The 26,209-nt window shown below is 43.6% G+C and carries 26 protein-coding genes; 9 read left to right on the top strand and 17 right to left on the bottom strand.

Annotated features, from left to right (window positions below):
- Nucleotides 1-7 precede the first annotated feature (7 nt).
- The 4 genes from ACR63N_RS07790 to ACR63N_RS07775 all read right to left on the bottom strand — a co-directional run bounded on the left by ACR63N_RS07790 (nt 8) and on the right by ACR63N_RS07775 (nt 3,828).
- Complete coding sequence (locus ACR63N_RS07790) at nt 8-1,504, bottom strand: M16 family metallopeptidase (RefSeq protein ID WP_472781807.1); 1,497 nt, start codon at nt 1,502-1,504, stop codon at nt 8-10.
- A gap of 253 nt (nt 1,505-1,757) precedes the next feature.
- Nucleotides 1,758-3,299, bottom strand: a complete 1,542-nt coding sequence (locus ACR63N_RS07785; RefSeq protein WP_472781806.1) for a M16 family metallopeptidase — start codon at nt 3,297-3,299, stop codon at nt 1,758-1,760.
- 45 nt (nt 3,300-3,344) lie between these two features.
- Nucleotides 3,345-3,533, bottom strand: a complete 189-nt coding sequence (locus ACR63N_RS07780; protein ID WP_367109503.1) for a hypothetical protein — start codon at nt 3,531-3,533, stop codon at nt 3,345-3,347.
- A 49-nt stretch (nt 3,534-3,582) separates the two neighbouring features.
- Nucleotides 3,583-3,828, bottom strand: coding sequence for a hypothetical protein (locus ACR63N_RS07775; protein WP_367106975.1), 246 nt, complete (start codon nt 3,826-3,828; stop codon nt 3,583-3,585).
- A gap of 336 nt (nt 3,829-4,164) precedes the next feature.
- Here ACR63N_RS07775 and ftsY point away from each other — a divergent pair, with 336 nt between their 5' ends.
- Both ftsY and ACR63N_RS07765 read left to right on the top strand, forming a co-directional pair.
- Nucleotides 4,165-5,472, top strand: coding sequence for a signal recognition particle-docking protein FtsY (ftsY, locus tag ACR63N_RS07770; protein WP_367104412.1), 1,308 nt, complete (start codon nt 4,165-4,167; stop codon nt 5,470-5,472).
- 46 nt (nt 5,473-5,518) lie between these two features.
- Entirely contained in the window at nt 5,519-6,109 is a 591-nt protein-coding gene (locus ACR63N_RS07765; RefSeq protein ID WP_472781805.1) for a methylated-DNA--[protein]-cysteine S-methyltransferase, read from the top strand.
- Nucleotides 6,110-6,192: 83 nt separating this feature from the next.
- On the opposite strand, the gene ACR63N_RS07760 is transcribed toward ACR63N_RS07765, so the two are convergent.
- Nucleotides 6,193-6,942 (bottom strand): YebC/PmpR family DNA-binding transcriptional regulator, encoded by a 750-nt coding sequence (locus tag ACR63N_RS07760; protein WP_472781804.1) that lies wholly within the window; start codon nt 6,940-6,942, stop codon nt 6,193-6,195.
- Between the two features lie 195 nt (nt 6,943-7,137).
- Here ACR63N_RS07760 and ACR63N_RS07755 point away from each other — a divergent pair, with 195 nt between their 5' ends.
- Nucleotides 7,138-7,968, top strand: a complete 831-nt coding sequence (locus tag ACR63N_RS07755; RefSeq protein WP_367104414.1) for an ion transporter — start codon at nt 7,138-7,140, stop codon at nt 7,966-7,968.
- A gap of 7 nt (nt 7,969-7,975) precedes the next feature.
- On the opposite strand, the gene ACR63N_RS07750 is transcribed toward ACR63N_RS07755, so the two are convergent.
- The gene (locus tag ACR63N_RS07750; protein ID WP_367110030.1) at nt 7,976-9,286 is read right to left on the bottom strand and encodes an ABC1 kinase family protein; all 1,311 of its coding nucleotides are present in this window, start codon (nt 9,284-9,286) and stop codon (nt 7,976-7,978) included.
- Between the two features lie 111 nt (nt 9,287-9,397).
- Nucleotides 9,398-9,988, bottom strand: a complete 591-nt coding sequence (gene aroQ / locus ACR63N_RS07745; RefSeq protein WP_472781803.1) for a type II 3-dehydroquinate dehydratase — start codon at nt 9,986-9,988, stop codon at nt 9,398-9,400.
- A 368-nt stretch (nt 9,989-10,356) separates the two neighbouring features.
- Here aroQ and ACR63N_RS07740 point away from each other — a divergent pair, with 368 nt between their 5' ends.
- Both ACR63N_RS07740 and ACR63N_RS07735 read left to right on the top strand, forming a co-directional pair.
- The gene (locus ACR63N_RS07740; RefSeq protein ID WP_367104416.1) at nt 10,357-10,572 is read left to right on the top strand and encodes a cold-shock protein; all 216 of its coding nucleotides are present in this window, start codon (nt 10,357-10,359) and stop codon (nt 10,570-10,572) included.
- Nucleotides 10,573-10,897: 325 nt separating this feature from the next.
- Entirely contained in the window at nt 10,898-12,052 is a 1,155-nt protein-coding gene (locus tag ACR63N_RS07735; RefSeq protein ID WP_367104417.1) for a DEAD/DEAH box helicase, read from the top strand.
- A gap of 139 nt (nt 12,053-12,191) precedes the next feature.
- On the opposite strand, the gene ACR63N_RS07730 is transcribed toward ACR63N_RS07735, so the two are convergent.
- The 7 genes from ACR63N_RS07730 to ilvA form a co-directional block, all read right to left on the bottom strand.
- Nucleotides 12,192-12,980, bottom strand: a complete 789-nt coding sequence (locus ACR63N_RS07730) for a sulfite exporter TauE/SafE family protein (RefSeq protein WP_472781802.1) — start codon at nt 12,978-12,980, stop codon at nt 12,192-12,194.
- A 33-nt stretch (nt 12,981-13,013) separates the two neighbouring features.
- On the bottom strand, nt 13,014-13,313 hold the full coding sequence (gene ccoS / locus ACR63N_RS07725; protein WP_367104419.1) for a cbb3-type cytochrome oxidase assembly protein CcoS: 300 nt from the start codon (nt 13,311-13,313) through the stop codon (nt 13,014-13,016).
- Nucleotides 13,314-13,472: 159 nt separating this feature from the next.
- Entirely contained in the window at nt 13,473-14,261 is a 789-nt protein-coding gene (locus ACR63N_RS07720) for a YdcF family protein (protein ID WP_472781801.1), read from the bottom strand.
- A complete protein-coding gene (murB, locus tag ACR63N_RS07715) occupies nt 14,251-15,351 on the bottom strand; it encodes a UDP-N-acetylmuramate dehydrogenase (protein WP_367104421.1) in 1,101 nt (366 codons plus the stop codon). Before murB ends, ACR63N_RS07720 begins: the two co-directional genes overlap by 11 nt.
- A gap of 48 nt (nt 15,352-15,399) precedes the next feature.
- Entirely contained in the window at nt 15,400-15,897 is a 498-nt protein-coding gene (locus tag ACR63N_RS07710) for a low molecular weight protein-tyrosine-phosphatase (protein ID WP_367104422.1), read from the bottom strand.
- A gap of 281 nt (nt 15,898-16,178) precedes the next feature.
- Entirely contained in the window at nt 16,179-16,619 is a 441-nt protein-coding gene (locus tag ACR63N_RS07705) for an RNA-binding S4 domain-containing protein (RefSeq protein WP_472781800.1), read from the bottom strand.
- Between the two features lie 102 nt (nt 16,620-16,721).
- Nucleotides 16,722-18,275 carry a threonine ammonia-lyase, biosynthetic gene (gene ilvA / locus ACR63N_RS07700; RefSeq protein ID WP_367104424.1) on the bottom strand — a complete coding sequence of 518 codons (1,554 nt, stop codon included), beginning with the start codon at nt 18,273-18,275 and terminating at the stop codon, nt 16,722-16,724.
- A 176-nt stretch (nt 18,276-18,451) separates the two neighbouring features.
- Between ilvA and rpiA the strand changes: the two genes are divergently transcribed.
- The gene (gene rpiA, locus ACR63N_RS07695; RefSeq protein WP_367106979.1) at nt 18,452-19,111 is read left to right on the top strand and encodes a ribose-5-phosphate isomerase RpiA; all 660 of its coding nucleotides are present in this window, start codon (nt 18,452-18,454) and stop codon (nt 19,109-19,111) included.
- A 75-nt stretch (nt 19,112-19,186) separates the two neighbouring features.
- Here the strand turns inward: rpiA and argF are convergent, their stop codons facing one another.
- The 3 genes from argF to dnaB form a co-directional block, all read right to left on the bottom strand.
- A complete protein-coding gene (gene argF, locus ACR63N_RS07690) occupies nt 19,187-20,110 on the bottom strand; it encodes an ornithine carbamoyltransferase (protein ID WP_367106980.1) in 924 nt (307 codons plus the stop codon).
- 131 nt (nt 20,111-20,241) lie between these two features.
- Nucleotides 20,242-21,354: an alanine racemase gene (gene alr, locus ACR63N_RS07685; RefSeq protein WP_367106981.1), complete on the bottom strand. Its 1,113-nt coding sequence runs from the start codon at nt 21,352-21,354 to the stop codon at nt 20,242-20,244.
- 101 nt (nt 21,355-21,455) lie between these two features.
- Nucleotides 21,456-22,856, bottom strand: coding sequence for a replicative DNA helicase (gene dnaB / locus ACR63N_RS07680; protein ID WP_367106982.1), 1,401 nt, complete (start codon nt 22,854-22,856; stop codon nt 21,456-21,458).
- A gap of 292 nt (nt 22,857-23,148) precedes the next feature.
- Between dnaB and pdxA the strand changes: the two genes are divergently transcribed.
- From pdxA to ACR63N_RS07665, 3 genes are all read left to right on the top strand, one after another.
- Nucleotides 23,149-24,249: a 4-hydroxythreonine-4-phosphate dehydrogenase PdxA gene (gene pdxA / locus ACR63N_RS07675; protein WP_367106983.1), complete on the top strand. Its 1,101-nt coding sequence runs from the start codon at nt 23,149-23,151 to the stop codon at nt 24,247-24,249.
- Nucleotides 24,250-24,432: 183 nt separating this feature from the next.
- Nucleotides 24,433-25,296 (top strand): 16S rRNA (adenine(1518)-N(6)/adenine(1519)-N(6))-dimethyltransferase RsmA, encoded by an 864-nt coding sequence (rsmA, locus tag ACR63N_RS07670; RefSeq protein WP_367106984.1) that lies wholly within the window; start codon nt 24,433-24,435, stop codon nt 25,294-25,296.
- Between the two features lie 70 nt (nt 25,297-25,366).
- Nucleotides 25,367-26,203 (top strand): symmetrical bis(5'-nucleosyl)-tetraphosphatase, encoded by an 837-nt coding sequence (locus ACR63N_RS07665; protein WP_367104431.1) that lies wholly within the window; start codon nt 25,367-25,369, stop codon nt 26,201-26,203.
- Nucleotides 26,204-26,209: the final 6 nt, after the last annotated feature.

Raw genomic sequence — 26,209 nt, 5'->3', positions numbered from 1 at the left:
TAAAAAGCTAGTTAGCCTTAGAAGCTGGTGTTTGCCAAGGGTTGTCTTGCCCAACGGTTACAATCAAAAACTTATCTGGATCAAGCGTATCGCGCAGCGTTTGGTTGACCGCAGGTAAAGACACATCGTCGATACGGCTCATATAATTGGTTAAATAGTCATCTGGTAATTTATAAAAATTCATCATTCCAAGTAGACCATTGATGCCAGCATTGCTAGCGAAACTCATTGGAAAACTATTCTTCATGTTGTCAGTCGTAAGCGCCATCTCATCTTTAGTGATGCCGTTATCTAAAGTATCGTCAATTACAGCCAAACTTGCATCGATAGCCATACGAGCTTTATCATTACGTGTTGAGAAGCCGATTTGATAAGGGCCTCGGGTGAGCATTGGATTCATTGCACCTGAGATGCCGTAAGTGTAACCTAGATTTTGTCGAATTTCAGTCATCAAGCGAGCATTGAAATCTCCGCCTGCCAATACCTCGTTACCAACAGCAAAGTTGGTTTGCTGTTGCTGCTCTTTGGGATCGGTAGCTCGCTTACTACCCAGTTGTCCCATCAAGACTGTGGTTTGCGTACTTGGAAAAGGGATATGAATATGCTCGGTTTGGGTAAGCGGTTTGGGCTCAGGTAAAGTAGCTGCAGCAGAGCCTTTAGGTAAATCGCTAGTGATGCCCTCAGCCAGCGCTTTTGCTTGCGCTAAAGTCAGATTACCTGTCATTGCAAGGGTGGCATTGTCTGCGACTAGGTAGCGCTTTTGAAAAGCAGTTAAGTCTTTTTGCTCAATACTGGGGACGCTCTCAAGCGTACCTGAAGAGGGGTGTGCATAAGGGTGAGAGCCGTATAAAGCTTTATCAAAAGCGAGACTGGCAAGGCTACTTGGGTCCTGCTTTTGCTGCTGTAAGCCCACCAATAGACGCGCTTTATTACGGGCAAGAATTTGAGGATCAAAGGTAGCTTCAGTGAGCATCTGCGTCATTAGATCAATAGCAGGTAGCAGATGCTCATCATCAGATAAACTACGCAGAGAGACGATAAACATATCTTTATAGGCGCTGCTATTAAGATTAATTCCCAAGGTCTCCACCGCACGAGTAAAGTCGTCTTCAGCTAAGCTTTCAGTGCCTTGGGTAAGCATGGTGGCGGTCATACTGGCGATACCAAAACCTTGCGTACGTATGTTGCCATCGCGGGCGCTACCAGCATTAAAACGCAGATCAATATCGACAATAGGCAGGGTGCTCGCTTGCACAAAAGACACTGGCACACCAGCTGCAGTGGTAAAATGTTCAATAGTAGGTACTGTCACCTTCAAGGGTTTGGCATTATCGATGCTAGTTAGCTTTGATAATGCTTTGATTGGAGCACTAGTATCGATAGCCGCTGTAGAGTCACGGTAGTCCTCCGCGCCCGCCAATTCTGCATAAACAGGGGAGACAAGTACTGCCAACCCTAATAGTACGCCAACTCTTAGATTAATTGTTGATTTTTTAGGAGTCATATGTTTCTTCTTAACGTAAATGGTCTTTGACAAAAGAATCGGTTATTTTAAAAACTTAGCTTACAAATATAGTTAACACACTTTAAAATAGGTACAGTGCGGCTGATATTAATTTCCCTTGCGTGCTGTGCCTACGCAGACAGAGGCTGCGCGAAATTAATATTAGCCGCACACGACATAGAGTGTGCCAGTTTTATTCAGGATTAACTATAACTCTATTTTAAATGCTATATAGTCTACCAAAAGTTGGCTATTAAGGCCTCTCTTCAGAGTTTACTGTAGTATCAGCTTCAGACTTATCTTTGGGCGGTACGATATACATAGCAGTTAGATTATCTTTTACCAAATATTTTTTGCTTGCGTTTTGAATGTCAGCCGCGCTTATGTCATCAAGCTTGGATGGCAAGGCTGCTAGCAATCTATCATCAAGGCCGATAGATTGTAGGGAGCCAATAATGCGAGCCTGACCTGCCATACTGTCTTGAGCGTAGACTAGACCTGTCACGGTGTTGGTTTTGGCACGGCTGATTTCATCGGGATTGATAGGTTCAGCTGCTAGCTTGTCAATCTCAGCTATAATCGCTTGCTGCGCGGCCGCCAAGCTTACGCCTTCACGCGGGGTTGCCTGAATTAAGAACAGCCCATCGCCGCGATCTAGCAGGTCATAAGAGGTGCCAACAGCGGTCAGTAAACCTTGCTCGCGTACCAGTCTGCGCTCTAGGCGCGCGGATAAGCCCCCATCTAAGACATCTTGGGCCAGCGATAAGGCATAAGCTTGATTTTCATTGCTATCGGCAACCGTCAGTAAGCTTGGCACATTATATCCCATCAGCAGTACGGGCACCTCTACTGCTTGCTCTGACTCAACTTGCTGATAACCGCGAAACCCTGCTTGATTGACGGCAGGCCGTTTGGGCAAGGTAGTGCTAGGCTTTAGATCGCCAAAGTAGCGTTTAACTTGTGCCAAGGCTTCTTGTGGTTCAACGTCACCGACAATAACAAGCGTTGCGTTGTTGGGTGCATACCAAGTCCTATACCAGTCCTTTAATTCCTCTAATTCGATAGACTCAAGCTCCTGCATAGGGCCTATAACTGATTCGCCTTTGGGGCTATCGGGCAAAGCTAATAGCCGAAACGACTCATAAGCTTTTGCTAATGGATTATCATCAGTGCGTTGACGACGCTCCTCCATAACCACTTGATGTTCTTTGGCAAATTCTGACTCATCGAATATCAAATTGGTCATGCGATCCGCTTCAAGCTCAAGCGCCAATGCCAGACGATTGGCAGGGAATAGCTCATAATAACCGGTATAATCGTAACTGGTAAAAGCATTATTGACGCCACCAAATTTAGCAATCAAGCGCTCATAATCATCGCTTGAGACGTTAGTGGTACCTTTAAACATCATATGCTCAAGCAGGTGCGAGATACCGCCTTTGTTCACAGGTTCATCCGCTGAGCCAACACGATACCAAATCTGAGTCATGACGACTGGCGCTCGGTGGTCTTCTTTGACGATAATTTTCAGACCATTTTGCAACTGATATTCATGACGATTTGATAAATCTATCGCTAGCGTCGATGATTCATTGTCTGAATCTGAGGGTTTTACGATTGACGCTATATTAGAAGAGGTAATAGCAGGTGCGGTTTGGTTTGTAGGCGTACTTTGACAAGCGGCAAGAGTAGCTGCCAAAGCGACGGCGCATGCTATACGTAGTATCGGTTGTTTTAGATAGTATGACGAGCTAGCTGGTATAGCAATGGCAGGCAAGGATAAAAACGAAGGCATAGACTTTCTACTTATAAGATAGGGAGTGATAGATAATAGCGCGTGTTAGATTGATTTGTGTCCACCAACGATGACACTAGCGGTTGGCTTAAATTCTTGCGTCGTACTACAGCCTACGCTTGCTAACGCTAGTATGGCTATAGCCATAATGATTCCGATGCTCCAGGCAAAGGAAAGCGTAGAGGCGTTTGTTATAGATGCTTTGTTGACACAAGTTGATGGTATTGATGACATAAACATTCCTAATTTATAGTAATGAGCGCAGTTATTTGAACCATAACTATTATAAAATATCTTTTATATCGGAAATCAGTACAGCCGTTGGTTCAAGCGCCTGCAAAGTAGCGCAGCCTCCCACTGAAAATGACAAAATCCCTAAAACAAAAAATAATTTTAGCACTTTGGCTTTTTGGGAGATAAATGAGTGCTTAAAGCTTAACTGATTGCTCAGTTCGCTACTGCTTGATGGACTCTTTGGCTTTATTGAACTCATATTATTTAGTAGATTCAATAGTACTTGAGATGGCATGGTTATTCCTAGATAGTGACTAAAAAATGCAAATAGTCAAATAATTGCTTAAAGCAGACAAGCATCGGTAAGTATGAATAAGCAGTAGCTAAATTTGCGCCTAGCAGAGTCAGTTTTTTGTGTCTAAATCTTAAGCTTAACTTTCTTGCAGCTTGGCCATGCTTTACTATTTCCTATTATAGACAACACTGAGCAGTAGCTGAACTATGCTAAACTAACCTATTATTTATATTTCATTCTAATATTTTCTTTGATTCTAATAATAGTGGAGCATGATTACTATATAACTATGTAGTCGACTCTGACTCTAATCTTGATAATTTTTGGGGCAAACGTATGAACAATCCAAACAATGCCAACCGCGTCGTCATCAATCTTGATGGTAGCCTTGATGACTTAGATGACGATGATATTACCTTACCCAGTCTACCAGTGCAATCAGTCACTATCGCTGATGAGCCTGAGGCTAAACCTGACTCTAGTGTCAAGCTTGCTGATGAGCATACCGCTTTAGGCGCGCCAATTGTAACGCCTGAGACGCAAAAAACATCAACAGTACCTATTAGTGATCATAACGTAAAACCAGCTTCTACGCTTGTGCCTACTATGCCTTTGCAAGAGCAGTTGGGCAAGAGTAGCGGTGCTAAAAGTGCAGAGCTACCTAAGGATTTAGATCAGCAAGATCAGGATTTAGAACCAAAAGGTCGCCAAAAAGGCAGTTGGTTCAACCGCATGAAGAGCGGACTGAGTAAATCACGAAAAAACCTAGCTGAGGGCATGGTAAGCATCCTTATCGGTGGTAAAGAGATCGACGATGAGTTATTAGAAGAGGTTGAAGATCAATTATTGGTGGCTGACATCGGCGTCAATGCGACCAATCGTATCATCAAAAGTTTGACTGAACAGACGGCGCGCGGTGATCTTATTTATGCTCATGCACTATACAAAGCGCTACAAAGTGAGCTGGTAGATATTTTGACCCCAAAAGTTGCACCACTGGTAATCGATACCAGCAAAAAGCCGTTTGTAATTTTAGTCGTTGGGGTCAATGGCGTCGGCAAAACAACTACCATTGGTAAGCTTGCCAAACGTCTACAAGGGGAAGGCAAGTCAGTCATGTTAGCAGCTGGCGATACGTTTCGCGCCGCTGCCACCGAACAGCTACAAATTTGGGGTGAGCGCAATAACATACCCGTTGTTGCCCAAGGACATGGCTCAGATAGTGCTTCGGTGATCTTTGATGCCATGCAGTCAGCTAAAGCCAAAAATATCGATGTATTGATCGCTGATACCGCAGGACGCTTGCAGAATAAAGCCTATCTTATGGCAGAGCTTGAAAAGGTGGTGCGCGTGATGCGTAAGGCTGACCCAAGTGCGCCCCATGAAGGTATGATTGTGCTTGATGCTGGCACCGGCCAAAATGCGATAAATCAGGTTGAGCTGTTTAACAAAGTGGTACCCTTAACCGGTATTACGATCACTAAACTCGATGGTACGGCAAAGGGTGGGGTAGTCTTTAATATTGCTGAAACCACTGATGTACCTATTCGCTATATCGGCGTTGGCGAGACGATTGATGATTTGCGTGCCTTTAGTCCCAAGCAGTTTGTGGCGGCATTGTTTGAGACTGATGATAAAGAATAGGGTTTTGTACATTTGACACATTCTTATTTGAAACTAAGGAGTAATAATGATGCTAGTGACCATGACGAACTTACAAACTTACATCTTAGTTTTGATGGCTAAGCAAACCGATACTGGTAACACTATTGAAGATGAGCCCAAGCTTGCTGAGGTAAGTTGGCTATCTAAAGATCAATGGTGGACGGACTCAAAATCATTTGCCAAGCTTAAAAAACGTTATAAATTAGATAATAGTGATTTTAAATTTATTGACAAAAATAGCCTAAGCATAAATGACCCTGCTCAGGCTGTATTAATAGAGACGATCAATCAGATCAATGAGTACGCGCAAGAGCAGCGCAAAGATTTTGACTTGCCGTTAGATTTATCACTAGGAACTGAGTTTCAGCAAAAGGTATGGCGAGCATTGCAAGATATCAACCACGGCGAGACGATAAGCTATGCTGATTTAGCTCGCCGCATCGACAATCCTAAAGGCTTTCGCGCGGTAGCGAACGCTAATGGTAAAAACCCATTTAGCCTCATTATTCCTTGCCACCGTGTAATCGCTAGTGATGGTAAGCTTGGCGGTTATACTGGCGGGCTTGATAAAAAAGAGTACTTGTTAGCGCTTGAAGGGGGTAAATGTAGGGTATGAAGGTAGTGTCTAGTTATATAAAAAAGCCAAACGCTACAATTAACGTTTGGCTTTTTTGCAGTTAAATTTAATTAAAGACCGAGCTACTCCTCGAGCTGAGCTATAACTTCATCCGAAAAATGTACATTGCTATAAACCTCTTGTACGTCATCTATATCCTCTAACATATCGATCATTTTCATCACTTTTTGGGCATCATCAATATTATTAATCTCAGCGATAGTGGAGGGCGCCATAGTGACCTCAGCGTTGTCAGAGCTCAAACCCGCTTTATTTAAAGCATCTTGAACTTGACCAAAATTATCCACCTCAGTAATCACAACTAGCGTCTCGCCATCGTTTTCAATGTCTACAGCGCCAGCATCCAATGCTGCCAGCATAACCTCATCTTCTAAGCTGACATCGTTGAAGCTGATCTCGCCGCGTTTATTAAAGAGATAGGCGACTGATCCTGATGTCCCTAAATTACCATCATGTTTGGTAAAAGCGTGACGTACCTCACTGACGGTACGATTGACATTATCAGTCATTGTCTGGACCAATACGGCGACACCGCCAATACCATAGCCTTCATAGCTGATCTCTTCCATATTGTCATTGTCACCGCCACCAGCCCCGCGATCGACTGCCCGATTAATCGTGTCTTTAGTCATGTTGACTGACAAGGCCTTTTCGATAGCTGCACGCAGACGCGGATTCTTATCGGGATCAGGATCTCCTTGCTTGGTTGCTGAGACGATCTCACGGATAATTTTAGTGAATACCTTGCCTTTTACGGCATCTTGACGGGCTTTACGATGTTTAATATTGGCCCATTTTGAATGACCTGCCATATTATATCCTTAGCAATTTATATGTTGTTAGAAGTCTTTTTTTGCTACACTGTGGCAACTACTATGTCATGATAACCGTTTTGAGTGGACCACATTATAAACCACCTTTATATATTTTGACTAATCAATCCTATTTACACCACTTTAGATTGTAGGGCGCTACCAAGCTCTTGATTTTGTGAAGCCACTGATTCTATGAAGCAACCAACTACTGAAGCTATTACTCACCTACGTAACCGCATTCATGTCATTATTGAAGGCACAGACACGCGCTTAGGTAAGCTCTTTGATATTGTATTATTGATTGCAATCTTGACCAGCGTGGCCGTTGTAATGCTTGATAGCGTGCTCTATATGCGCTTGCAATATGGCACTTTGTTTTTTTATGCTGAGTGGTTTTTTACTCTTTTATTTACTATCGAGTACGCTTTAAGACTATTTTCAGCGCCCAATCGTCTACGTTACGCTTTTAGTTTTTTTGGTATAGTCGACTTACTATCCGTATTGCCAAGCTATATAAGTTTGTTCTTCGGCGGGGTACAGTATCTACTGGTGATACGTATTCTACGTATCTTGCGTGTGTTTCGTGTACTCAAGCTCAAAGCCTACATGCAGCAAGCGGGTTTTTTGGCCTCTGCGCTTAAAACCAGTCAACAAAAAATTACTGTCTTCTTCTTATCGCTGGTGCTACTAGTCACTATTTTTGGTTCGATTATTTATGTAGTTGAAGGACCAGAGAACGGTTTTACTAGCATTCCGGTGTCTATTTATTGGGCGGTAGTAACAGTAACTACAACCGGTTATGGCGATATGTCACCAAAAACGCCAATCGGACAAGCGATTGCATCCATGGTGATGATAACGGGTTACTCCATTATTGCGGTGCCAACAGGTATTTTTACTGCTGAGCTTGCGCGTAACATGCGCCCGCAACTAAACCCTATAGCCTGTCCCAACTGCGGTAAATTTGGCCACGCTGTCGGGGCGACGTTCTGTGATCGCTGTGGACATGCTCTACATATATAGTAATTTTTTAATGTTTTGATACGGTTATATACTCATCAACCAGTGGCGACAAATCTATCTCAACGCCTAGATTTACCAAATTCCAATACTGTCCTGATACGGTACGATCGAGCATCATCGTGGTGGCAGAGGGCTGAAACTGTCCAAAATATTTTAACGAGGTGCGCATCTGTGCGATGGCTTCATGGTGCACCTGACTACTAGCAAAGTCAAAATCACCTTCGTGATATGGAGAAACCGATAAGGGTTTTAGGCCAATCTCTAACCATTTCTCATAAAACTCTCCAGGTACCTGTTTATCGTCTTCACGGCGAATGTCGAGGGCAATTAAGTCTTGCTCAAGCGCAGTTACGTCACTCTTTAGCGCGTGCTGAGCAAACCTACGAAACAACTGCACTTCGCTATCGCTATAACTACGAATACCGCCAAAATCATAGGCAACTACGCTACCATCAGTGCGAAAGGCAAAGTTACCGGGGTGCGGATCACAATGCATACGGTATAAGCCAAACAGCTGACCTGCGGTGAAATGAAACAGGCGCTCAGCAATTTTTTGCTTAACCTCATTGTCCCAAGTAGCAGCAACGGTTAAGGTTTCCCCCATCTCCTCAGTCAAAGTCAAGACGCGTTTGGAGGTATGACTACCAATAACTTTAGGGATGATAAGGCCTTCATCGTTAGCATGAAATGACCCAAATACTCTTAGGTTATTGGCCTCTTTAATATAATCAAGCTCATCTTGTAAGCTTTGACGAATCTCATTAAATAGCTTGTCCTGCAGCTCACGACTCATATTGAGTACACCAGCAATTTTGAGTGCCATCCGAACTTGTTTTAAATCGCTATCACAGTTTTCATCGACATCAGGGTATTGCACTTTCACTACTACTTTTTGACCAGAGGGTAGCGTGGCTTTGTGCACCTGTCCGATGGAAGCGGCAGCAAACGGTGTTTCCTCAAATGCTGTAAATAGCTCTTCAATCGGTGCTTTGAGTTCACGCTCCACTTGCGTTTTTATCTGCGAGTAGGGCATCGGCGGCGCATCTTTTTGTAGCTTCTCAAGTGCGGCTGCGACCTCTGGCGGAAACACATCTTTGTACTGTGAGGCGATTTGTCCCACTTTCATAACCGCGCCTTTCATCTCACCAAGTGTTTCAGCGATTTGCACCCCAACGTCTTGCATCATCTCTGAGCGTGCTTGCAAACGTTTTTCCTCGTCACTAGAGAGATGCTTTAGTGAATTTTTAGCAGCTTTGCCTGCGATGCTTGCAGTCATACCAGCAAGTTTCATAAAGCGTTTTCCGGACGATTTTGCCATTCATATCACCGTAGATCGAATTGGTTTTTAGCTGCTATTTTAACTAAACACTATTTTAGTTAAAATACGACTATTTAACCAGCTTAAGTTAACAATATTGAACGATACATTCTATTGGTTTTTTAGGTTCATTTGGTACTTATTAACCAACCAGTAATCAAGTGCCATCTGATACCCTAAATGACCCAAACCAGATATCACGCCAACTGCTACATCGCTTAGATAAGAGTGTTGCCGAAAGGTTTCGCGAGCATGGACATTTGATAAATGCACTTCAATAAAGGGCTTTTGGGTCGCCAGCAAGGCGTCGCGTAAGGCTACTGAGGTATGAGTAAAAGCTGCTGGATTAATAATAATAGCATCTACTTGTGATTGAGCATCAGCCAGTAGACCATAATATTGAATGCTATCAATTAGCGAGCCTTCATGATTAGATTGTACGCAGATAAGCTCAATATCATAGTTGGCAGCGCGTTCTTTTAAACGTGCCTCTATATCGTCCAGTGTCGTATAACCATAAATATTAGGCTCGCGCTTTCCTAAAAGGTTAAGATTTACACCATTGATTAATAATAGCTTGTGGGTTAGCAAAGCAGACGTTCTTGAAGCTTTGTTCTCTGCGCTAGTATCGTTTCTTGTGTTATCTTTGCCCATATCGTTAAATATTATGGGCTCTGATGATGACTGAGAAGATAGTCTCATAAGTTTCCTAGTAATGTCAGGGCGGTACTTTACCTAAAAGTAATATGTTTAAATCTTAATAAATTGGCTTCATGCGCCTCTTTATAAGCATAGTAAAACTGTATCATAACTTTTTTTTAGAAGCGTAGTAAAAAATTACATAGAAAAGCTCTTTAAATAGTAAAAATCATGTCAAATAACTTTATGTTACTAAAAACCCGTGCTATGATATTTTTAAGTAGAGACTATTGCAACCTTATTGCTATGGCAAATAAATCTTTTTTCGCTAAGATCAATGATTTAAATGCTAACTTTAAAATCTTAGACCTTACTTATATGCAATGTTGTCAAGGAAGCTGGGTCTAAGCGTACTTTCTAGGAAGAATATTATGTCAGATCGTGAGCAAGGTATTGTTAAGTGGTTTAATGACTCAAAGGGCTTTGGTTTCATTCAACGTAATAGTGGCGAAGATATCTTTGTCCACTTCCGTGCGATTCAAGGCGATGGGTATCGATCTTTAAAAGATGGAGAAAAAGTTGAATTCAGCGTAGTTGAAGGTCAAAAAGGTTTACAAGCTGAAGAAGTTAGAAAGGTAGAAGAGTAATAAAACCATTTACTATCATTATGATAATCTAGCTACTGCTAACTATTGATATATTTTAAGCCAAGCTTATCTAAGGTAACCCGCGTTAGATTTATCGCAACGTTTTGGGTAAACCAAGGATAAGCTTGGCTTTTTGCTTTAAAAACTATAATTTAAAGAACATAATTTAAAGCCTAAAAATTTAAAAGTTTTGTTATATCTTATAGTTATTAGTATTTATCTCTTCTACTTGTATATATTACTTTTATGTACCAATTTGTGTAATCATCAAACCCATTAAAATAAGCTAATACTTTATAACTAGCCAATCTACAAGGATAATTTTTTGAGTAACTTTACCATATTCGCTGACTTGCCCCTCTCAAAACCCACGTTGCAGGCTATTAGTGATCTAGGTTTTACTGAACTAACCCCTATTCAAGCGCAAATATTACCGTATACCCTTGCCAATCAAGATGCTATCGGACAAGCTCAAACAGGTACTGGGAAGACTGCGACTTTTTTAATTACTATTATGGAGGCTCTACTTAAACGACCTTTTGATGCTGATGAAGAGCGCTATTTGAGCGAGCCTCGCGCTGTAGTCATGGCGCCAACCCGCGAGCTTGCTCAGCAGATCTTTGATGATTGTATAGCACTGACTAAGTATACTTCATTGCATAGTGTCTGCATTATGGGTGGTACTAGTTATGATACTCAGCTGCATGAGCTTGAACGTCACTATGTCGATATTTTGATTGCCACACCGGGACGTTTAATTGATCTTATGCAAAAGGGTAAAGTTTATCTCGATCGGGTGGAGGTGTTAGTACTCGATGAAGCAGATCGTATGCTTGATATGGGTTTTATCCCTGATATCAAACGCCTAGTGGGACGTATGCCGCCCAATACTGATCGCCAAAGTTTATTGTTTTCTGCCACTTTTAATCAAGATGTTATGAATCTAGCTTACCGCTGGCTGCATGAGCCGCAGTTTGTTGAGATTGAACCTGAACACAAGACCAGCGATTTGGTGGATCAGCATTTTTACCTGCTGACAGAGGAGCAAAAACTAGCAGCGCTTAAGCGTATCATTGCTGATACTGAAGCTGAAAAGGTGATCGTCTTTGCCAATCGTAAAGATCAGGTTAAACGCCTTTATCATAAGCTGCGTCAAAACCACAAGGTCGTTATGTTGTCGGGTGATGTGATTCAGCAAAAACGTGAAAAATACTTGCAACGTTTTAAAGACGGTCAAGCTTCAGTATTGGTGGCAACTGACGTCGCAGGCCGCGGTATTCACGTTGATGATGTCAGCCATGTGGTCAATTATACTTTGCCTGATCAGCCCGATGACTATGTGCATCGTATTGGTCGCACGGGACGGGCCGGACAAACTGGCATTAGTATCAGCTTTGTGAGCGAAGATGATGCGTTTAATATACCGGCATTAGAGAAACACTTGGATACTAAATTTAGTCTTGAGCAGTGGCAGGAGTAGAGGTTAAATCAAATAGACCTAGATCGTAAAAGAATGAGCCATAAGCTATTTGTAATGTTATAGGTAATATTTAGGACTCTTTACACTGCTGCTATATCGTTAGCGCTGGCTTATGACTAAGCGCTATTTTTAATAGGCCTTATTGAGCTTCATCAGACATCGTCGCCATATCATGTCCGAGGTGTTCACTCGTTTCAGCTGGCATTGCAGTATGACTACTATGATCCATCTGGGCATCGCCATTATGATCACTATGCATATTAGCCATAACTATAGGGACGGCAATAACGGCCAGCCCTGATATCATCATGATAGCACCATTCATCTGTCGTAGACGCAAACGCCCAATCTGATTGCGAAGCCAGCTTACAGTATTATGGGTGGCAACCAACATCGGGATAGTGCCTAAACCGAAAACGAACATCAGCGCAGCACCACTTAAAGGATCATGGGCAACAATAGCAATGAGCAGCGCGCCATAAACCAAGCCGCAGGGTAAAAACCCCCACAATAGACCTGCCGCTAATGCACGCGGATAAGTATTTAGGGGAAATACTTTTTTGCGCAGGGGCGCCAAAGCTTGCCAAAAGCGCATACCTACACGTTCAAGCTTATTCAAAAAAGGTAGTCCCAGCATGGCCATACCGACAAACACCAGTACTAAGCCTAGCAATATACGCGGCAGACTATTGCCTACCATAAAGGGCGCTAACACCGTGGTGCCGATTAGACCTGCAATTAATCCTAGCGAAGCGTAGCTGAGTAGACGACCAACATGATAAGTTGCAATCAGGCCACGACGTTTGGCAGGACTGACGTCTTGCATAGACAAACCAAAGGCTGCAACTAAGCCGCCACACATACCTAAGCAGTGCGGTGAACCAAAAAAACCCATTAATAATGCGGCAACGAGTAAGGCTACGGTCATAGAAAAAGAGCTCCTAATAATCTGTAAAATTCGCTAGCGCTTATTATCATCTCTACGGCTTACTTTCTGATCTTCATCTCTTCTAATGTCATCTATCGATGCATCATCTGTTATTGCTTGGTCAGTAGCTATCTTATCAGCCTCAATATCAGAGTTTGCGTGCTCATGAGCTTGCAGTACCTGCCGACGCTCTTGTCTGTCATCTAAGATAATGCGCTGGGAGGCGTTGTCTAAGTCTTCAAACTGATTAGATTTGACAGCGTAACGCACCGCCCATATAGCCACCACAAACAGCATCAAACTTAATGGAATGAGTAAAAATATACTGAGCATGGCAGACCTCTGTACTAACGTTTCTTAAGAGTATTATACGCTCATTATGAGGACAATAAATGACCTCTATAGGTGAAAGTGTGTGGCTTTACTATCATAAATTTAACCAAACAAATCAGAGATAGGCAAACGGTAGCATATGTAGTTAGATGATGTTTTCTAATTAGAGGAGGTGTTAATGGCCTTGCCCCGCGGCGTTAGCAACTGCTCGGTGCTCATATCTTCTGCCCGGCGACAGTCTTTTTGTGGACGTAGTACATCACGCAGATACGCGGCTATCTCATATACCGCTCGCCTTGAATGGATTAAGTTTTGTGCAGGCTCTGTCCAATCCCTATTGACTGGCAAAGGCGCCCTAATAGGGGTGCTGTTAATGCCGTTTAAAGCAAATTGGCGCCGAGCACGTGCCATATGGTAGCCGTCTGTAATCAGATAAACATGGGACAAAGCCACCCGTTTGGCGGTAAATCGTGCATTCTCACAAGTGTTCATACTAGCGTTTTCGCTAATAGGTTCATCGATACCATGTTCAATAAGCCACTGACCAAGCCAAGGTGCTTCAGCACCGCTTAAGATAATGGGTAGAGGATGATCATGATAAGCTGTTGCCGCAGTACGAATGCGCTTGAGGCTATAGTCGTTGAGAATAATGTGGTTATTATTATCATTGGTCAGGCCGCCGCCAAGTACCACATATGCAGATGGTGGCAAACTCACAGCATCCTCTGGTAGTACGGGTAGGGGCAAATGCTGCATAATGTAGATGACACTACGAGAAAAGAGCGGCGTAAATAGACTTAAGAGAACTAAAATAACGACTGTTGCGCCGAGTAAAAAGGTAATATTAATAATACGAAATACTTTAAGGGTACGCTCAGCTGAACGCAAATAGTACTTCCATAAGCGTTTTGACCACAGCTGCTTCGATAACCGCCGTTTAGACTTCATACTCGCCGTGTCCGATCTTACCACTAGCATTCACCCAAACAGGCTCTCGTACTAAGGTGATAGCAAATTTTTCATAAATACAGCTTATAATATAATCTTGCGCCGCTGCTACGTCAGCTTGAGTTGCCAGATAAGGACGATGATTAGTCAGTACCAGAGCTTGCTTTTGATGAGTAATGATAGGCTCGACCCCGCCGCCTTTTAGTCCGGCTTGCTCTATCAGCCAGCCTGCCGCCACTTTAACCGTTGACTCCGGCATAGGGTAGCCAACGATATTAGGATAGCTGGCTTGCAATAATATAAACTGGTTTCGACTGATAATAGGATTTTGAAAAAAGCTACCGCAATTAGGCAGCCTTTTGGGATCAGGAAGCTTTTGCTGACGGATATCAATAATTGCTTGCATCACATCAGCAGGCGTAATTTGTGTGCGTTCTTGCTGCTTAGCATAAGTATGAGCTACCGTTTGTACATCGCCGTAACTGGCTAAAACATGGGTTGCATCGGTATGTAGACGCAAACCTACGCGGCTAATAAGCCAAGTATTGGGCGTACGCTTAAAAATACTATCTCGATAGCCAAACTGACAATCAGCAGCATCTAAATGGTGCCAAGTCTGACTGGGCAGGTGATAAGCGCGAACATACTGCAAACGATCCTCTAGTTGTACTCCATAAGCGCCAATATTTTGTACGGGAGCCGCTCCCGTCAATCCTGGAATTAGTGCTAAGTTCTCGAGGCCATACCAGCCTTGATCGACCGTATATACCACTAAATCATGCCAATCTTCACCTGCCATAACTTCGATATCAACATAATCTGGTGTCTGTGCAGTGACAGTAATGCCGAGCATTTTTGGCCGTAGTACCGTAGCATGTAGCTGGTCTGGCAGCAGTACATTACTACCACCTGATAAAACAAATAACGGCTGCGACTCCTGCGTAGTTGCCATAAAAGCCTCAAGCTGTGCTTCATTGGTTAAAGTAACTACGCTATCAGCTGTACAAGCAAGCGCCATAGTGTTGGCGGCAGATAAATTGTGTGAGTGCTGATATTGAGTACCACAAGTAGAGGATAACGCTGCAGTCATAAGACAACCTTTAAAATAATAAATACTATCAAAACTAATCTTTAGTATTTAATTGGTTTTCCAGCTTTCAATCCAAGCTTGTGCGCTTGATTCAATGCGCTTGATGACCTCTTCAAAATCATCTTCATCCCCTTGATACGGATCTGGTACATCATCACCGCCGTAGGTTGGATCTTCTTCACTAAATAATGCCAGCGCAGCTAGGCTCTGATCTGAGTCAGTAATACTATCTTTTATGCGCTGTAGATCTGCTAGGTTTTGCGTGTCCATTGCCAGTATCAGATCAAAATTACGAAAATCATCGGCGTTCACTTGGCGGGCAACCAACTTACTAATGTTATAGCCATGAGATTTGGCATGACGCTGCGAGCGCTTATCGGGAGTATTACCTATATTCCAATCGCCAGTGCCTGCAGAATCTATCTTAATATCAAGACCAGCAATGGCAGCTTGTTGACGAAAAATCTCCTCAGCAGTCGGTGATCTGCAAATATTGCCTAAACATACTATTAATACAGAGGAGGGAGTAGAATCTTTAATCAGCATAATATGACCTTTTTATGACCACTTATTATAAAACAGATGCTATAAATTATCGCCTCGTTAGGGCAGTTTATAAGCACATGACAAGGTAAATTAATCAGCGTCCAGCCTAACCGTTAATACGATAAATGGCAAGAGCGAGCGTATGTAAGCAAATGAGTAGCAATCAATAGAATCAGTAATGATTCGTGACTATATTTAGTTCAAAATAATTTAGTTCAAAGTAAAGTTGATACGCTGATATCGCAATTGTATCGATTTTAAAGTAGACTGATTATAACTATCTAGTCTTGATTGTCTTTGAAACGTTGTAAATCGCGGCGCTGTTTCTTATTGGGTTTGTTGTCGGGACGCGCCAGATTAGCCAATTTGCGCTGCTCTGCATAGTAAGCCCGGCGACTCAGGCTCTCCTTAGTTTCTGAGTACAAGACTTGCGCTGCTGTTGCATTGCCACGCTGGGCGGTTAATGATTCTACAATGACAGTCTTTTCAGTCATCGCCGTCGCAGAACCCTGACGAATTTGTAGCTCGTCCCCCACAGTAACCTCTTTACTGGTCTTTACACGGCTACCAGCATAGTGCACACGGCCACTCTCTATAGCTTCTTTAGCAAGGGTACGCGTTCGATAGAATCGCGCCGCCCACAGCCATTTATCGATACGCATACGCTCAGCATCAGGTTGACTGTGGCTCGGCTGGTTATGGTTCTTATTGTGTTTGCTCATTAAAACCTCTTTGATTAATCTTCAAAAATACTTTAACAACAATGAGATAACACATAAATGGTGATTTATTTGCCAATTAAAAGCCAATCATTCCAAAAACAACTACTTTAAAAATAGCTGATAACCGATATTGTCATTAAGCATGGTGCACTCATAACCGATATCAAGCAGAGCATCTTGCAATAAACGTGAATTATTCTCAGAGGCTTGCAGGCCAACAAGCACACGACCTTCAGCGGCGCCGTGGTTGCGATAATGGAATAAAGTGATATTAAAATCATTGCCCAGTTTTTCTAAAAAGGTTAAAAGCGCACCAGGGCGCTCAGGAAAAGCTACTTTTAATAGTTGTTCGTTTTTGACATTTGCATGCCCGCCAATCAGATGCCGGATATGAGATTTAGCAATATCATCATCAGTTAAATCATAAGCCACGTAGCCATCACTCTGTAGCTGTTTGCTGATGGTTTGCCGCTCTTTATCGCCTTCTTTTAGACCAATGCCTACAAATATAGAAGCAGGTTCCATAGAGTCCGGCGATAATTGATTATCCGCCCGGTAGTTAAATTCAGTGATATTGCGGCCATGCAAACTACGGCAAAAGTTTAAAAATGCGCCGGTTTGCTCAGGAATAGTGACGGCAAAGATAGCTTCTTTTTTCTCACCAATCTCAGTTCGCTCAGCGATATAACGCAGACGATCAAAGTTCATGTTAGCGCCGCAGATAATACCCACGCAGTTTTTGCCTTGTAAGTTATTAGCATCGATATACTTTTTCATGCCAGCAACCGATAGCGCGCCTGCAGGCTCAACGATGCTACGGTTTTCTTCAAAGATATCCTTCACTGCAGCGCAGACCTCATCATTAGTACAAGTGACTACCTCAGGCTCAACCACAGGACCTGAACCGTCACTCTTTTGGGTGCGTACCACCTCAAACGGCAGCTCACCTATCTGCGCTACAGCGACCCCATCAACGAACAGGCCGACTTGCTCAAGTTTGACGCGCTCGCCAGCTGCAAGCGCCGCTTTTAGGCAAGCTGATTCTACTGGCTCTACCGCAATGACTTTGATATGCGGGGCGACTTCTCCTAAAAAGGCAGCAATGCCTGAGATCAGACCGCCACCGCCTACCGCTACAAACACGTAATCTACGCTGCGCCACTGCTGGCTGATTTCAAGCCCAATAGTGCCCTGACCAGCGATAACCAGCTCGTCGTCATAGGGCGGTATAAAGGTCAAGCCTTCACGCGCGGCGCGATCAATGGCGTAGCGATTAGCCTCATCGAAGCTGTCACCATACAAGTCAACATTACCACCAAGCGCTTTGACCGCATTAACTTTGATGTCAGGCGTAGTGGTCGGCATGACAATAATGTTGTTCAGCATCAATTCACGAGCAGAGTAGGCAACGCCTTGAGCATGATTACCCGCTGAGGCGCAAATAACGCCGCGCGCCTTTTGCTCAGTACTTAATTGGCTGATACGGTTATAAGCGCCACGCAGTTTAAAGGAAAAAACCGGTTGTAAGTCTTCGCGTTTTAGACGGATGTCATTAGCAAAACGCTGGGTCAGCTTGGGTGCAGGCTCAAGTGGGGTTTGGATGGCAACGTCATAAACGGTGGCTTGCAAAATGGCGCGTACCCAATGTGACAGCATAATGACTCCTAAATAAGGTAAAAAAAGAAATAGATTAGACTATGCTGTTTTTGTTCATCGTGCAAGATACAATTGCATTTTTTGCACTATTTTCGGCATTATTGAGTTGACATCAGTTATAATAACCGCGCATTTTATCCTTATCTTGTCAAAATCAACTCTGCCGAGGACTTACTATGAGCGATCAGCACGCCCAAAAGCAAGCCGCTGCCAAAGCAGCGCTCCAGTACATTGAAGACGATATGATACTTGGAGTAGGGACGGGCAGTACCGTCAATTGTTTGATTGAGCTACTGCCTAAATTTCGTCTTGCTGGCGCGGTTGCCAGCTCGCAAGTGACCGAAGATAAGCTCAAGGCTTTGGGGATTGATATTGTCGATCTTAATTTTGCAGGTACGCTAGATATCTATATTGATGGCGCGGATGAAGTCAATCAGCATCTACAGCTGATCAAAGGCGGCGGCGGCGCGTTAACTCGTGAAAAAATCGTTGCAGCGGCGTCCAATACTTTTATCTGTATGGTTGATGCTAGCAAAAGCGTAGAGATATTAGGCCGCAATTTTCCTGTACCGATCGAGGTGCTACCACAAGCGCGATCTTATGTGGCACGGCAATTAGCGCAGCTGGGAGGAGAGCCTATATACCGTGAAGGCTTTGTGACCGATTATGGCAACGTGATCCTAGATACTTATGATTTGGATGTCAGTAATCCTATCGCACTTGAAAAAGAGCTTAATAATATCGTTGGGGTCGTATGCAATGGTATTTTTGCCGCCAATCAAGCCGATATTTTATTAAAGGCAGGACATGATGGAGTTGAGACTCTAAAGCGTTAGCGTCTGAATGAGAAGTAGGGTGCCTGAAACGCACCCTAAAGACTTTTTACAAACCTCTAAATCTATAGTTAGACTTTACGCTGATAATTTAATTTTATCTTTTAGTAAAAACTCCATCAGTGCTTTTTGTGCATGTAAGCGGTTTTCAGCTTCATCCCAAACTACGGAACGCGGATCATCAAGCATATCATAAGAGATCTCTTCACCGCGATGAGCCGGCAGGCAGTGCATAAAAACAACTTCAGGATCCGCTCTATCAAGCAATGAAGGCGTGACCTGATAAGGCGCAAAGCGGCGCGCGCGGGTGTTTTGTTCAGACTCTTGTCCCATACTTGCCCAAACATCGGTGACAATTAAGCTGGCATCTTTAGCCGCGTCGACGACATTTTCGACCAAACTGACACAGTGCGAGAAACGCTCTAATAGTTTGGGATCAGGCTCAAAACCATAAGGAGCAGCGACCCGCAGCTCAAAACCAAACTGGTTGGCTGCCTGCATAAAGGAGGCGCACATATTATTGCCGTCGCCGACCCAAGTGACGATTTTATTTTCAATACTACCGCGATGCTCATAGAAGGTTTGCATGTCAGCGAGCAGCTGGCAGGGATGAAAGTCATCGGTTAGAGCATTAATGATAGGGACGCTTGAATACTGGGCAAAGGTCTCAACTTTTTCGTGCTCAAAGGTACGAATCATAATGATATCGACCATGCTGGAGATGACGCGAGCTGAATCCTCTAATGGCTCACCGCGCCCAAGCTGGGTATCACTGGGCGATAAAAAGATAGCACTACCGCCAAACTGCCCCATACCAGTCTCAAAAGAGATGCGTGTACGGGTAGATGATTTTTCAAAAATCATGCCTAGTGTACGCCCTATAAAAGGCTGATAAACCTCGCCGGCATGCTGCATCCGGCGTAGCTCGCTTGCACGTTTAATAAGATTCTCTAGCTCTAGCTTGGTTAAATCAGATAAGGTCAAAAAATGGCGCACACTCATAGCAATCCTAGCGTTTGAATACGGTCAATAAAACAGTGAAATAATGGCAAACTTTTAGTATAGCGTAATTACCTTTAATGTAAACGCCAAATTACAGGAGTGCTCCTCATCTATTAGGCATAGTAGAAGGTTTAAGCAAGCACTCGTAGCGGACGAGCACTCAAGCGGCATAATAGCTCATAACCAATGGTACCGGCATAAGCTGCCACCTCATCTACATGCGGCACCGTGCCCCATAGCATCACTTCACTATCAAGTGCGATATCTTCAGGGACGCCGCTGAGATCAATGACTAGCATATCCATCGCCACGCGTCCGCGAATAGGACAGTGGTAATTTTGCTCGTCGCGGCTATCTACGACGCTAACATAAGCCTCGTCACTGACGACGCGGGGATAACCGTCACCATAGCCAATACTAACCAGTGCCACTTTGGTGTCTTGTAGCGCTGTCCAGCGGCTGCCATAACCCACCGCATCACCAGCTTTTATAGTTTGTAGCGCCATAATTTGCGCGCTAAAGTCCATGGCAGAGCGTAGATTTAATTCATCAGCGCGTTTATGATTCACAGGCGAGCTGCCATAAAGCATAATGCCGGGACGCACCCAATCATAAGCGTGTTCTGGAAAGTTTATAATGGCAGCTGAGTTACATAAAGAACCTTTGATGTCAGAGCTTACATGCTCCCGTAAGTACTCTAGCATACTACTAAAGCGCTGGATTTGGACTGTATTTAGAGGATGATTGCGGTCATCGGCATTGGCAAAATGGGTGGTCAAAACAAGCTGGTAACCTGCATCATACAGAAGCTTTGCAGCTTGAATAACACTCTCATCATCAAAACCTAAGCGGTTCATACCAGTATTGTATTTTAGCCATACCGTACGCGCCGGGCTAGTAGCGTCAGGTACATTGGCCAGCGCCCAGTCCAGCTGCGGGGTATGATGGATTACGCAGCTACAATCATAATCGATAGCCTGTTGCCACTCGCTGGCATTAAACACTCCCTCAATTAATCCTAGAGTTTTATTCCAACCAAGATTGCGTGCCTCCAAAGCTTCGGTAAAACTAGCAACGCCAATACCATCAGCTTGTTTTAACGCTGGCAGAACGGCTTTAATACCATGCCCATAAGCATTGGCTTTTACCATTGCTAATACTTTGGCATGCGGCGTACGTTTTTTGACCTGCATAAGATTGTGAGTGAGTGCAGCAGGTTTAATAGTGACAGTGGCTTTACGCATAGAAGCTTCTTAATTGGTAATAAAATAGTTAACGGTAGATAATTATTTCTATGAAGAAAAATTTAAGATAAAATAATGAATGGCGGCAAACTATTATTTATCTATTCATCATCAAAAGTAACCCCTTGATAGTATTCAGGCGTTAAATTGGTAAAGCGGGTGAATTGACCCTCAAAAGCCAGTCGGATCGTACCAATAGGACCGTTACGCTGCTTCCCAATAATCACCTCAGCCACGCCTTTATGGTCTGAATTCTCGTTATAAACTTCATCACGGTAGATAAACATAATCAAATCGGCATCCTGCTCAATAGCGCCTGACTCGCGCAAGTCAGACATAATAGGGCGCTTATTAGGCCGATTCTCAAGGCTTCGGTTTAGCTGCGATAAAGCGATAACCGGACATTCAAGCTCACGTGCCAAAGCTTTTAAACTTCGGGAGATCTCAGATATCTCTCCAACACGGTTGCCGTCAAGGTTAGGAACTTTCATTAATTGCAAGTAATCAACGATGATCGCGCCAAGTTTACCATCGTGATTTTTGGCGATACGGCGACAGCGTGAGCGCAGCTCTGATGGCGGCAGCGCCGTGCTATCATCAATATACAGATGTTTGGATTGTAGATGCTGAATGGCATTCATCATTTTTGCCCACTCATCTTCATTCATCTGTCCTGAGCGCAAGTGAGTCTGATTAATCGCGCCCCATGAGGACAGCAGACGCATGACGATAGATTCCGCTGGCATCTCCATCGAGAAAACAACTACTGGCAAGTCCTCATTAAATAACACGCCTTCTGCTAAATTCATCGCAAAAGTGGTCTTGCCCATAGAGGGCCGCGCCGCAACGATGACCAAATCCCCTGCTTGTAACCCCTGAGTCTTATTATTGAGCTCAGCGAAAGGGGTTTGCAGGCCAATCATGCCATCAGGATTGGATTTAAGCTCTTGGATCTTATCTATCACATTGGTCAATACCGAAGTAATACCAACAGGGCCACGCTGCTCAGCGCGCTTATTATGCTGCTCGTTGATGCTAAATATTTTGGCCTCAACGTTGTCTAAGATGTCGCTTACGGTCTGGTCTTTTGGATTATAAGCCAATGTCAGCATATCATTGCCAGTGGTAATGAGCTGGCGCAAAGTTGACAACTCACGGACGCGCTGAGCATAGGCGGTTAAGTTAAATAACGTAGCTGGGCTTTGGCTTAGAATATCCGCCAAATAACTATCACCGCCTGCGCTTTTGAGCAGCTTTTGCGCTTCAAGCCAATCGTGAACCATAACCGTATCGTAAGGCTCATTTACCGCGGCTAAATGGGCAATAGCGGCGAAGATATGCTGATGGCGTCCAGCGTAAAAATCATCTTTGGTGACGATATCGGCAATCTTGTCATAAGCCTCCTCAATACTCATCAAAGAAGCCAGCAGCGCCTTTTCAATATCAATATTGTGCGGTGGCTGTTGATTGAGTAAGTTATCGGTTTTGTCAGTATCTGCCATGAGTGCCTAGTTTTTTGTCCAAAAGCTAAAGTTTAAAATCAATATCTCAGTTGCCACTCGCTACCATAAAGACACTTAAACATGCCTTAATTGTGAGGGGATTGATGCTACAATCAAAAGCGAAAGTTTAACACATTATGTGCTTTTTTAGACTGGATTCGATGACTACCTGTGCATTTATCGGTCTTGGTATAAACAAAAGTATTAGATCAAGTAAGCTATCGAAAAATTATAATTCAATTAAAAAATTAATAAAGACTGCTACTTAAAATAATACAAGGATGATAATAATATGCAAAGATTACCCCTTTTAATAACTACAGGTGAGCCTGCTGGCATCGGTATGGATATAGTGTTACTGCTGGCAAGCGCGGGCAAATTGCAAGATTTCAAACGTCCTGTTTGGGTGACAGCCGAGAGCGAAGCCATGCAGAAGCGAGCAGATAAGCTAGTCGCTACTGGAGTAATGTCGTCTTCCCCTGCATGGCAAACGATTACAATAGTGCCTGATGATAATGATAGTTTTGTAGAACAGCTTTCGCATTATCTTCTCGATAATGACGATACCGATCACTACCAAACTAGCTCTGATACCTTTATTTTGTTAGATATTCCTTGCGGTGCGCCAGTAACTGCTGGTCAAATTGACATCAATAATGCCGTAATGGTAGCGCAGCAACTACAGATAGCTCATCAGTTGGCAATAAACAAAAAGGTTGCGGCTATTGTCACCGGACCTTTGCAAAAATCAGCCCTTATTGATGCCAACATAAAGCTATTGGATGGCAGCAAGTTTAGCGGTCATACTGAATTTTTTATGCAGCAAAGTGACCGCGACAAAGTAGTGATGATGCTAGCCAACCAAGCTATGAAGGTCGCTTTGGTGACCACTCATTTGGCGCTCAAAGACGTGCCTGCTGCTATCACTCAAAAAAATGTGCGGCAAACGGTACAAATTGTCTTGGATGATATGCACGAAAAATTTGGTTTAACGAGGCCGCGTGTCTTGGTATGTGGTCTTAATCCGCATGCTGGTGAAGGCGGGCATTTAGGAGTAGAGGAGATTGAAGTTATTAATCCTGTATTACAAGAATTTATCGCTGCAGGGGTCGATATCTCAGAGGCGATGCCTGCCGATACACTATTTACTCCTAGGCACCTAAATACCTGCGATGCGGTAATTGCTATGTATCACGATCAAGGATTACCGGTACTCAAATCGCATGGTTTTGGCGATACGGTAAATCTAACCTTAGGACTGCCTTATATTCGCACCTCTGTTGATCATGGTACAGCGCTTGATTTGGCAGGTCATGGCAGCGCTAGTGCGACCAGTCTTTATCAAGCGTTAGTCATGGCAAACGAGATGGCGGACAAAGCGCTGAGTGTTTAGCCAATGAATGCATAATGAGGCTATCGCTAAACTACACCTATTATAAGCTGTGTTATAATTTGCACCAATAACAAAACATTAGAAGTCAAAACTAAAGGCAGTGAAAATAATAAAGTAACTTACTCTTGCTACTCTTATTTGCATTTTATACCATTTTTTATTTTAATTAACTAAGAATTACTTATGTCAAAAAGCTCTTTTAACGCCCAAGCTCTGACGGCCAGTCTGCAATCTGTCAAACATCAACCGCGTAAACGCTTCGGTCAAAACTTCTTGCATGACGACAGTATCATTCGTCAGATAGTCGATAGTATTCATTTAGAACGTGATGATAACTTGGTAGAGATTGGCCCTGGTATGGGCGCGCTTACAGAGCCTTTGCTAGCCGAAGTAGAGGCGATGACGGTAATTGAGCTGGATCGCGATTTAGCAGATAGTCTACGTATTCGTATCGGCGCCAATAGCCATCCTAACTTTACGATTATCAAAGCCAACGCAATGGATATCGATTATCGTGACCTCTATAGCGCGGAGCGTGGCAAGCTACGCGTAGTCGGCAACCTACCTTACAATATATCAACGCCGATACTTTTTCATCTGCTAAGCTTTGCTGACGTCATTCAAGATATGCATTTTATGCTACAAAAAGAAGTTGTAGAGCGCATCACAGCTGATGTCGGTAGTAAAACTTACGGCCGTCTGTCGGTTATCATACAGTATCATTGCGAGACCGATTATCTATTAACGGTACCGCGCGGTGCCTTTAACCCGCCGCCGAAAGTGACCAGTGCTGTTTTTCGTTTGACGCCATATGTTGATAAACCAATCATAGCAGACGATGAGCCCTATTTTGCCATCGTGGTACGGGAGACGTTTAATCATCGCCGCAAAACCCTACGCGCTATCTTTAAAAAGTCAACGCTATTGCCAACCTTGAGTGAGGATGATTTTGCAGTTTGTAACATAGACCCGCAAGCTCGTCCAGAAACTTTGAGTGTCAGCGATTTTGTCGCCTTAAGTAATCAGGCTAAGCGTTTAGAGGTCTAAGCTATTTTCTATTAGTAAGCATTTATAACTATTTATATTAACCACTTCATGAAATAATTTTTGAGGAACTATGAGTTTTCGTCATCAATACGTCATCGGTGACCTGCAAGGTTGCCATGCTGCTTTTCAACAATTGCTTAAAACCCTAGATTTTGATTCTACTCAAGACAAACTGTGGTTTGCCGGAGACTTGGTTGCGCGCGGAGAAGATTCATTAAATACTCTGCGTGATGTCAAAGCACTGTGTGAACAAGGTGCCGCGGCAACGGTTTTGGGTAATCACGATCTTAATTTATTGGCAGTATGGCGCGGGGCTACTAAAATCAGGAAAAAAGATAAGACCGCGCCGATTTTTGCTGCAGAGGATAAGGAAGAGCTACTCGAATGGTTACGACAACAACCCATTTTAGCTTATCCTGATGAACATACGGTTTTGGTACATGCAGGCATTCCACCGCACTGGTCGATCGATGCTGCTGCTCAGTATGCTCAGCAATTAGAAACCCAGTTGAAGGGTAGTTTGTACCAGCTTGATCGGGTCTTACCGCATCTATATAGTAAAAAGGCTGATGATTGGCATAAAGGTATCAATGGTTTTACTAAAATACGCGCCATTGCAAACTATTTCACGCGTATGCGGCTTTGTAAACAAGATGGCACATTAGAATTCAGTTTTACCTCAAGTCTTGATGATGCGATGCCAGATGATTTTCTACCTTGGTTTGAATGGCAAGTACCGCGTGAGCGTAAGATATTGTTTGGCCATTGGGCGGCTTTAAAAGGTAAGGTTAATCTACCCCATGCACGCGCGCTCGATGGGGGCTGCGTCTGGGGCAATTATTTATTGGCTTATCGGCTGGGTGATGGCGAGGTCATGACCTCAAGTGCGCATTGTGCTACGCCTTAGATTTGA

Source organism: Psychrobacter sp. M4 (assembly GCF_055699795.1).
The sequence above is the reverse complement of the archived record's forward strand: the minus strand, read 5'-3'. Positions and strand labels throughout refer to the sequence as shown.

Coding starts and splice junctions, on each gene's coding strand:
- ilvA (WP_367104424.1), bottom strand. CDS start 18,275: ATGCTGTCACATTGGGTACGCGCCATTTTGCAAGCCACCGTTTATGAC.
- ACR63N_RS07750 (WP_367110030.1), bottom strand. CDS start 9,286: ATGGCAAAATCGTCCGGAAAACGCTTTATGAAACTTGCTGGTATGACT.
- ccoS (WP_367104419.1), bottom strand. CDS start 13,313: ATGCTCAGTATATTTTTACTCATTCCATTAAGTTTGATGCTGTTTGTG.
- rsmA (WP_367106984.1), top strand. CDS start 24,433: ATGTCAAAAAGCTCTTTTAACGCCCAAGCTCTGACGGCCAGTCTGCAA.
- ACR63N_RS07785 (WP_472781806.1), bottom strand. CDS start 3,299: ATGCCTTCGTTTTTATCCTTGCCTGCCATTGCTATACCAGCTAGCTCG.
- ACR63N_RS07730 (WP_472781802.1), bottom strand. CDS start 12,980: ATGACCGTAGCCTTACTCGTTGCCGCATTATTAATGGGTTTTTTTGGT.
- murB (WP_367104421.1), bottom strand. CDS start 15,351: ATGACTGCAGCGTTATCCTCTACTTGTGGTACTCAATATCAGCACTCA.
- argF (WP_367106980.1), bottom strand. CDS start 20,110: ATGAGTGTGCGCCATTTTTTGACCTTATCTGATTTAACCAAGCTAGAG.
- ACR63N_RS07710 (WP_367104422.1), bottom strand. CDS start 15,897: ATGCTGATTAAAGATTCTACTCCCTCCTCTGTATTAATAGTATGTTTA.
- alr (WP_367106981.1), bottom strand. CDS start 21,354: ATGCGTAAAGCCACTGTCACTATTAAACCTGCTGCACTCACTCACAAT.
- ACR63N_RS07775 (WP_367106975.1), bottom strand. CDS start 3,828: ATGCCATCTCAAGTACTATTGAATCTACTAAATAATATGAGTTCAATA.
- ACR63N_RS07740 (WP_367104416.1), top strand. CDS start 10,357: ATGTCAGATCGTGAGCAAGGTATTGTTAAGTGGTTTAATGACTCAAAG.
- ACR63N_RS07790 (WP_472781807.1), bottom strand. CDS start 1,504: ATGACTCCTAAAAAATCAACAATTAATCTAAGAGTTGGCGTACTATTA.
- ACR63N_RS07665 (WP_367104431.1), top strand. CDS start 25,367: ATGAGTTTTCGTCATCAATACGTCATCGGTGACCTGCAAGGTTGCCAT.
- aroQ (WP_472781803.1), bottom strand. CDS start 9,988: ATGAGACTATCTTCTCAGTCATCATCAGAGCCCATAATATTTAACGAT.
- pdxA (WP_367106983.1), top strand. CDS start 23,149: ATGCAAAGATTACCCCTTTTAATAACTACAGGTGAGCCTGCTGGCATC.
- ACR63N_RS07755 (WP_367104414.1), top strand. CDS start 7,138: ATGAAGCAACCAACTACTGAAGCTATTACTCACCTACGTAACCGCATT.
- ACR63N_RS07760 (WP_472781804.1), bottom strand. CDS start 6,942: ATGGCAGGTCATTCAAAATGGGCCAATATTAAACATCGTAAAGCCCGT.
- ACR63N_RS07780 (WP_367109503.1), bottom strand. CDS start 3,533: ATGTCATCAATACCATCAACTTGTGTCAACAAAGCATCTATAACAAAC.
- ACR63N_RS07705 (WP_472781800.1), bottom strand. CDS start 16,619: ATGAGCAAACACAATAAGAACCATAACCAGCCGAGCCACAGTCAACCT.
- ACR63N_RS07720 (WP_472781801.1), bottom strand. CDS start 14,261: ATGAAGTCTAAACGGCGGTTATCGAAGCAGCTGTGGTCAAAACGCTTA.
- dnaB (WP_367106982.1), bottom strand. CDS start 22,856: ATGGCAGATACTGACAAAACCGATAACTTACTCAATCAACAGCCACCG.
- rpiA (WP_367106979.1), top strand. CDS start 18,452: ATGAGCGATCAGCACGCCCAAAAGCAAGCCGCTGCCAAAGCAGCGCTC.
- ftsY (WP_367104412.1), top strand. CDS start 4,165: ATGAACAATCCAAACAATGCCAACCGCGTCGTCATCAATCTTGATGGT.
- ACR63N_RS07765 (WP_472781805.1), top strand. CDS start 5,519: ATGATGCTAGTGACCATGACGAACTTACAAACTTACATCTTAGTTTTG.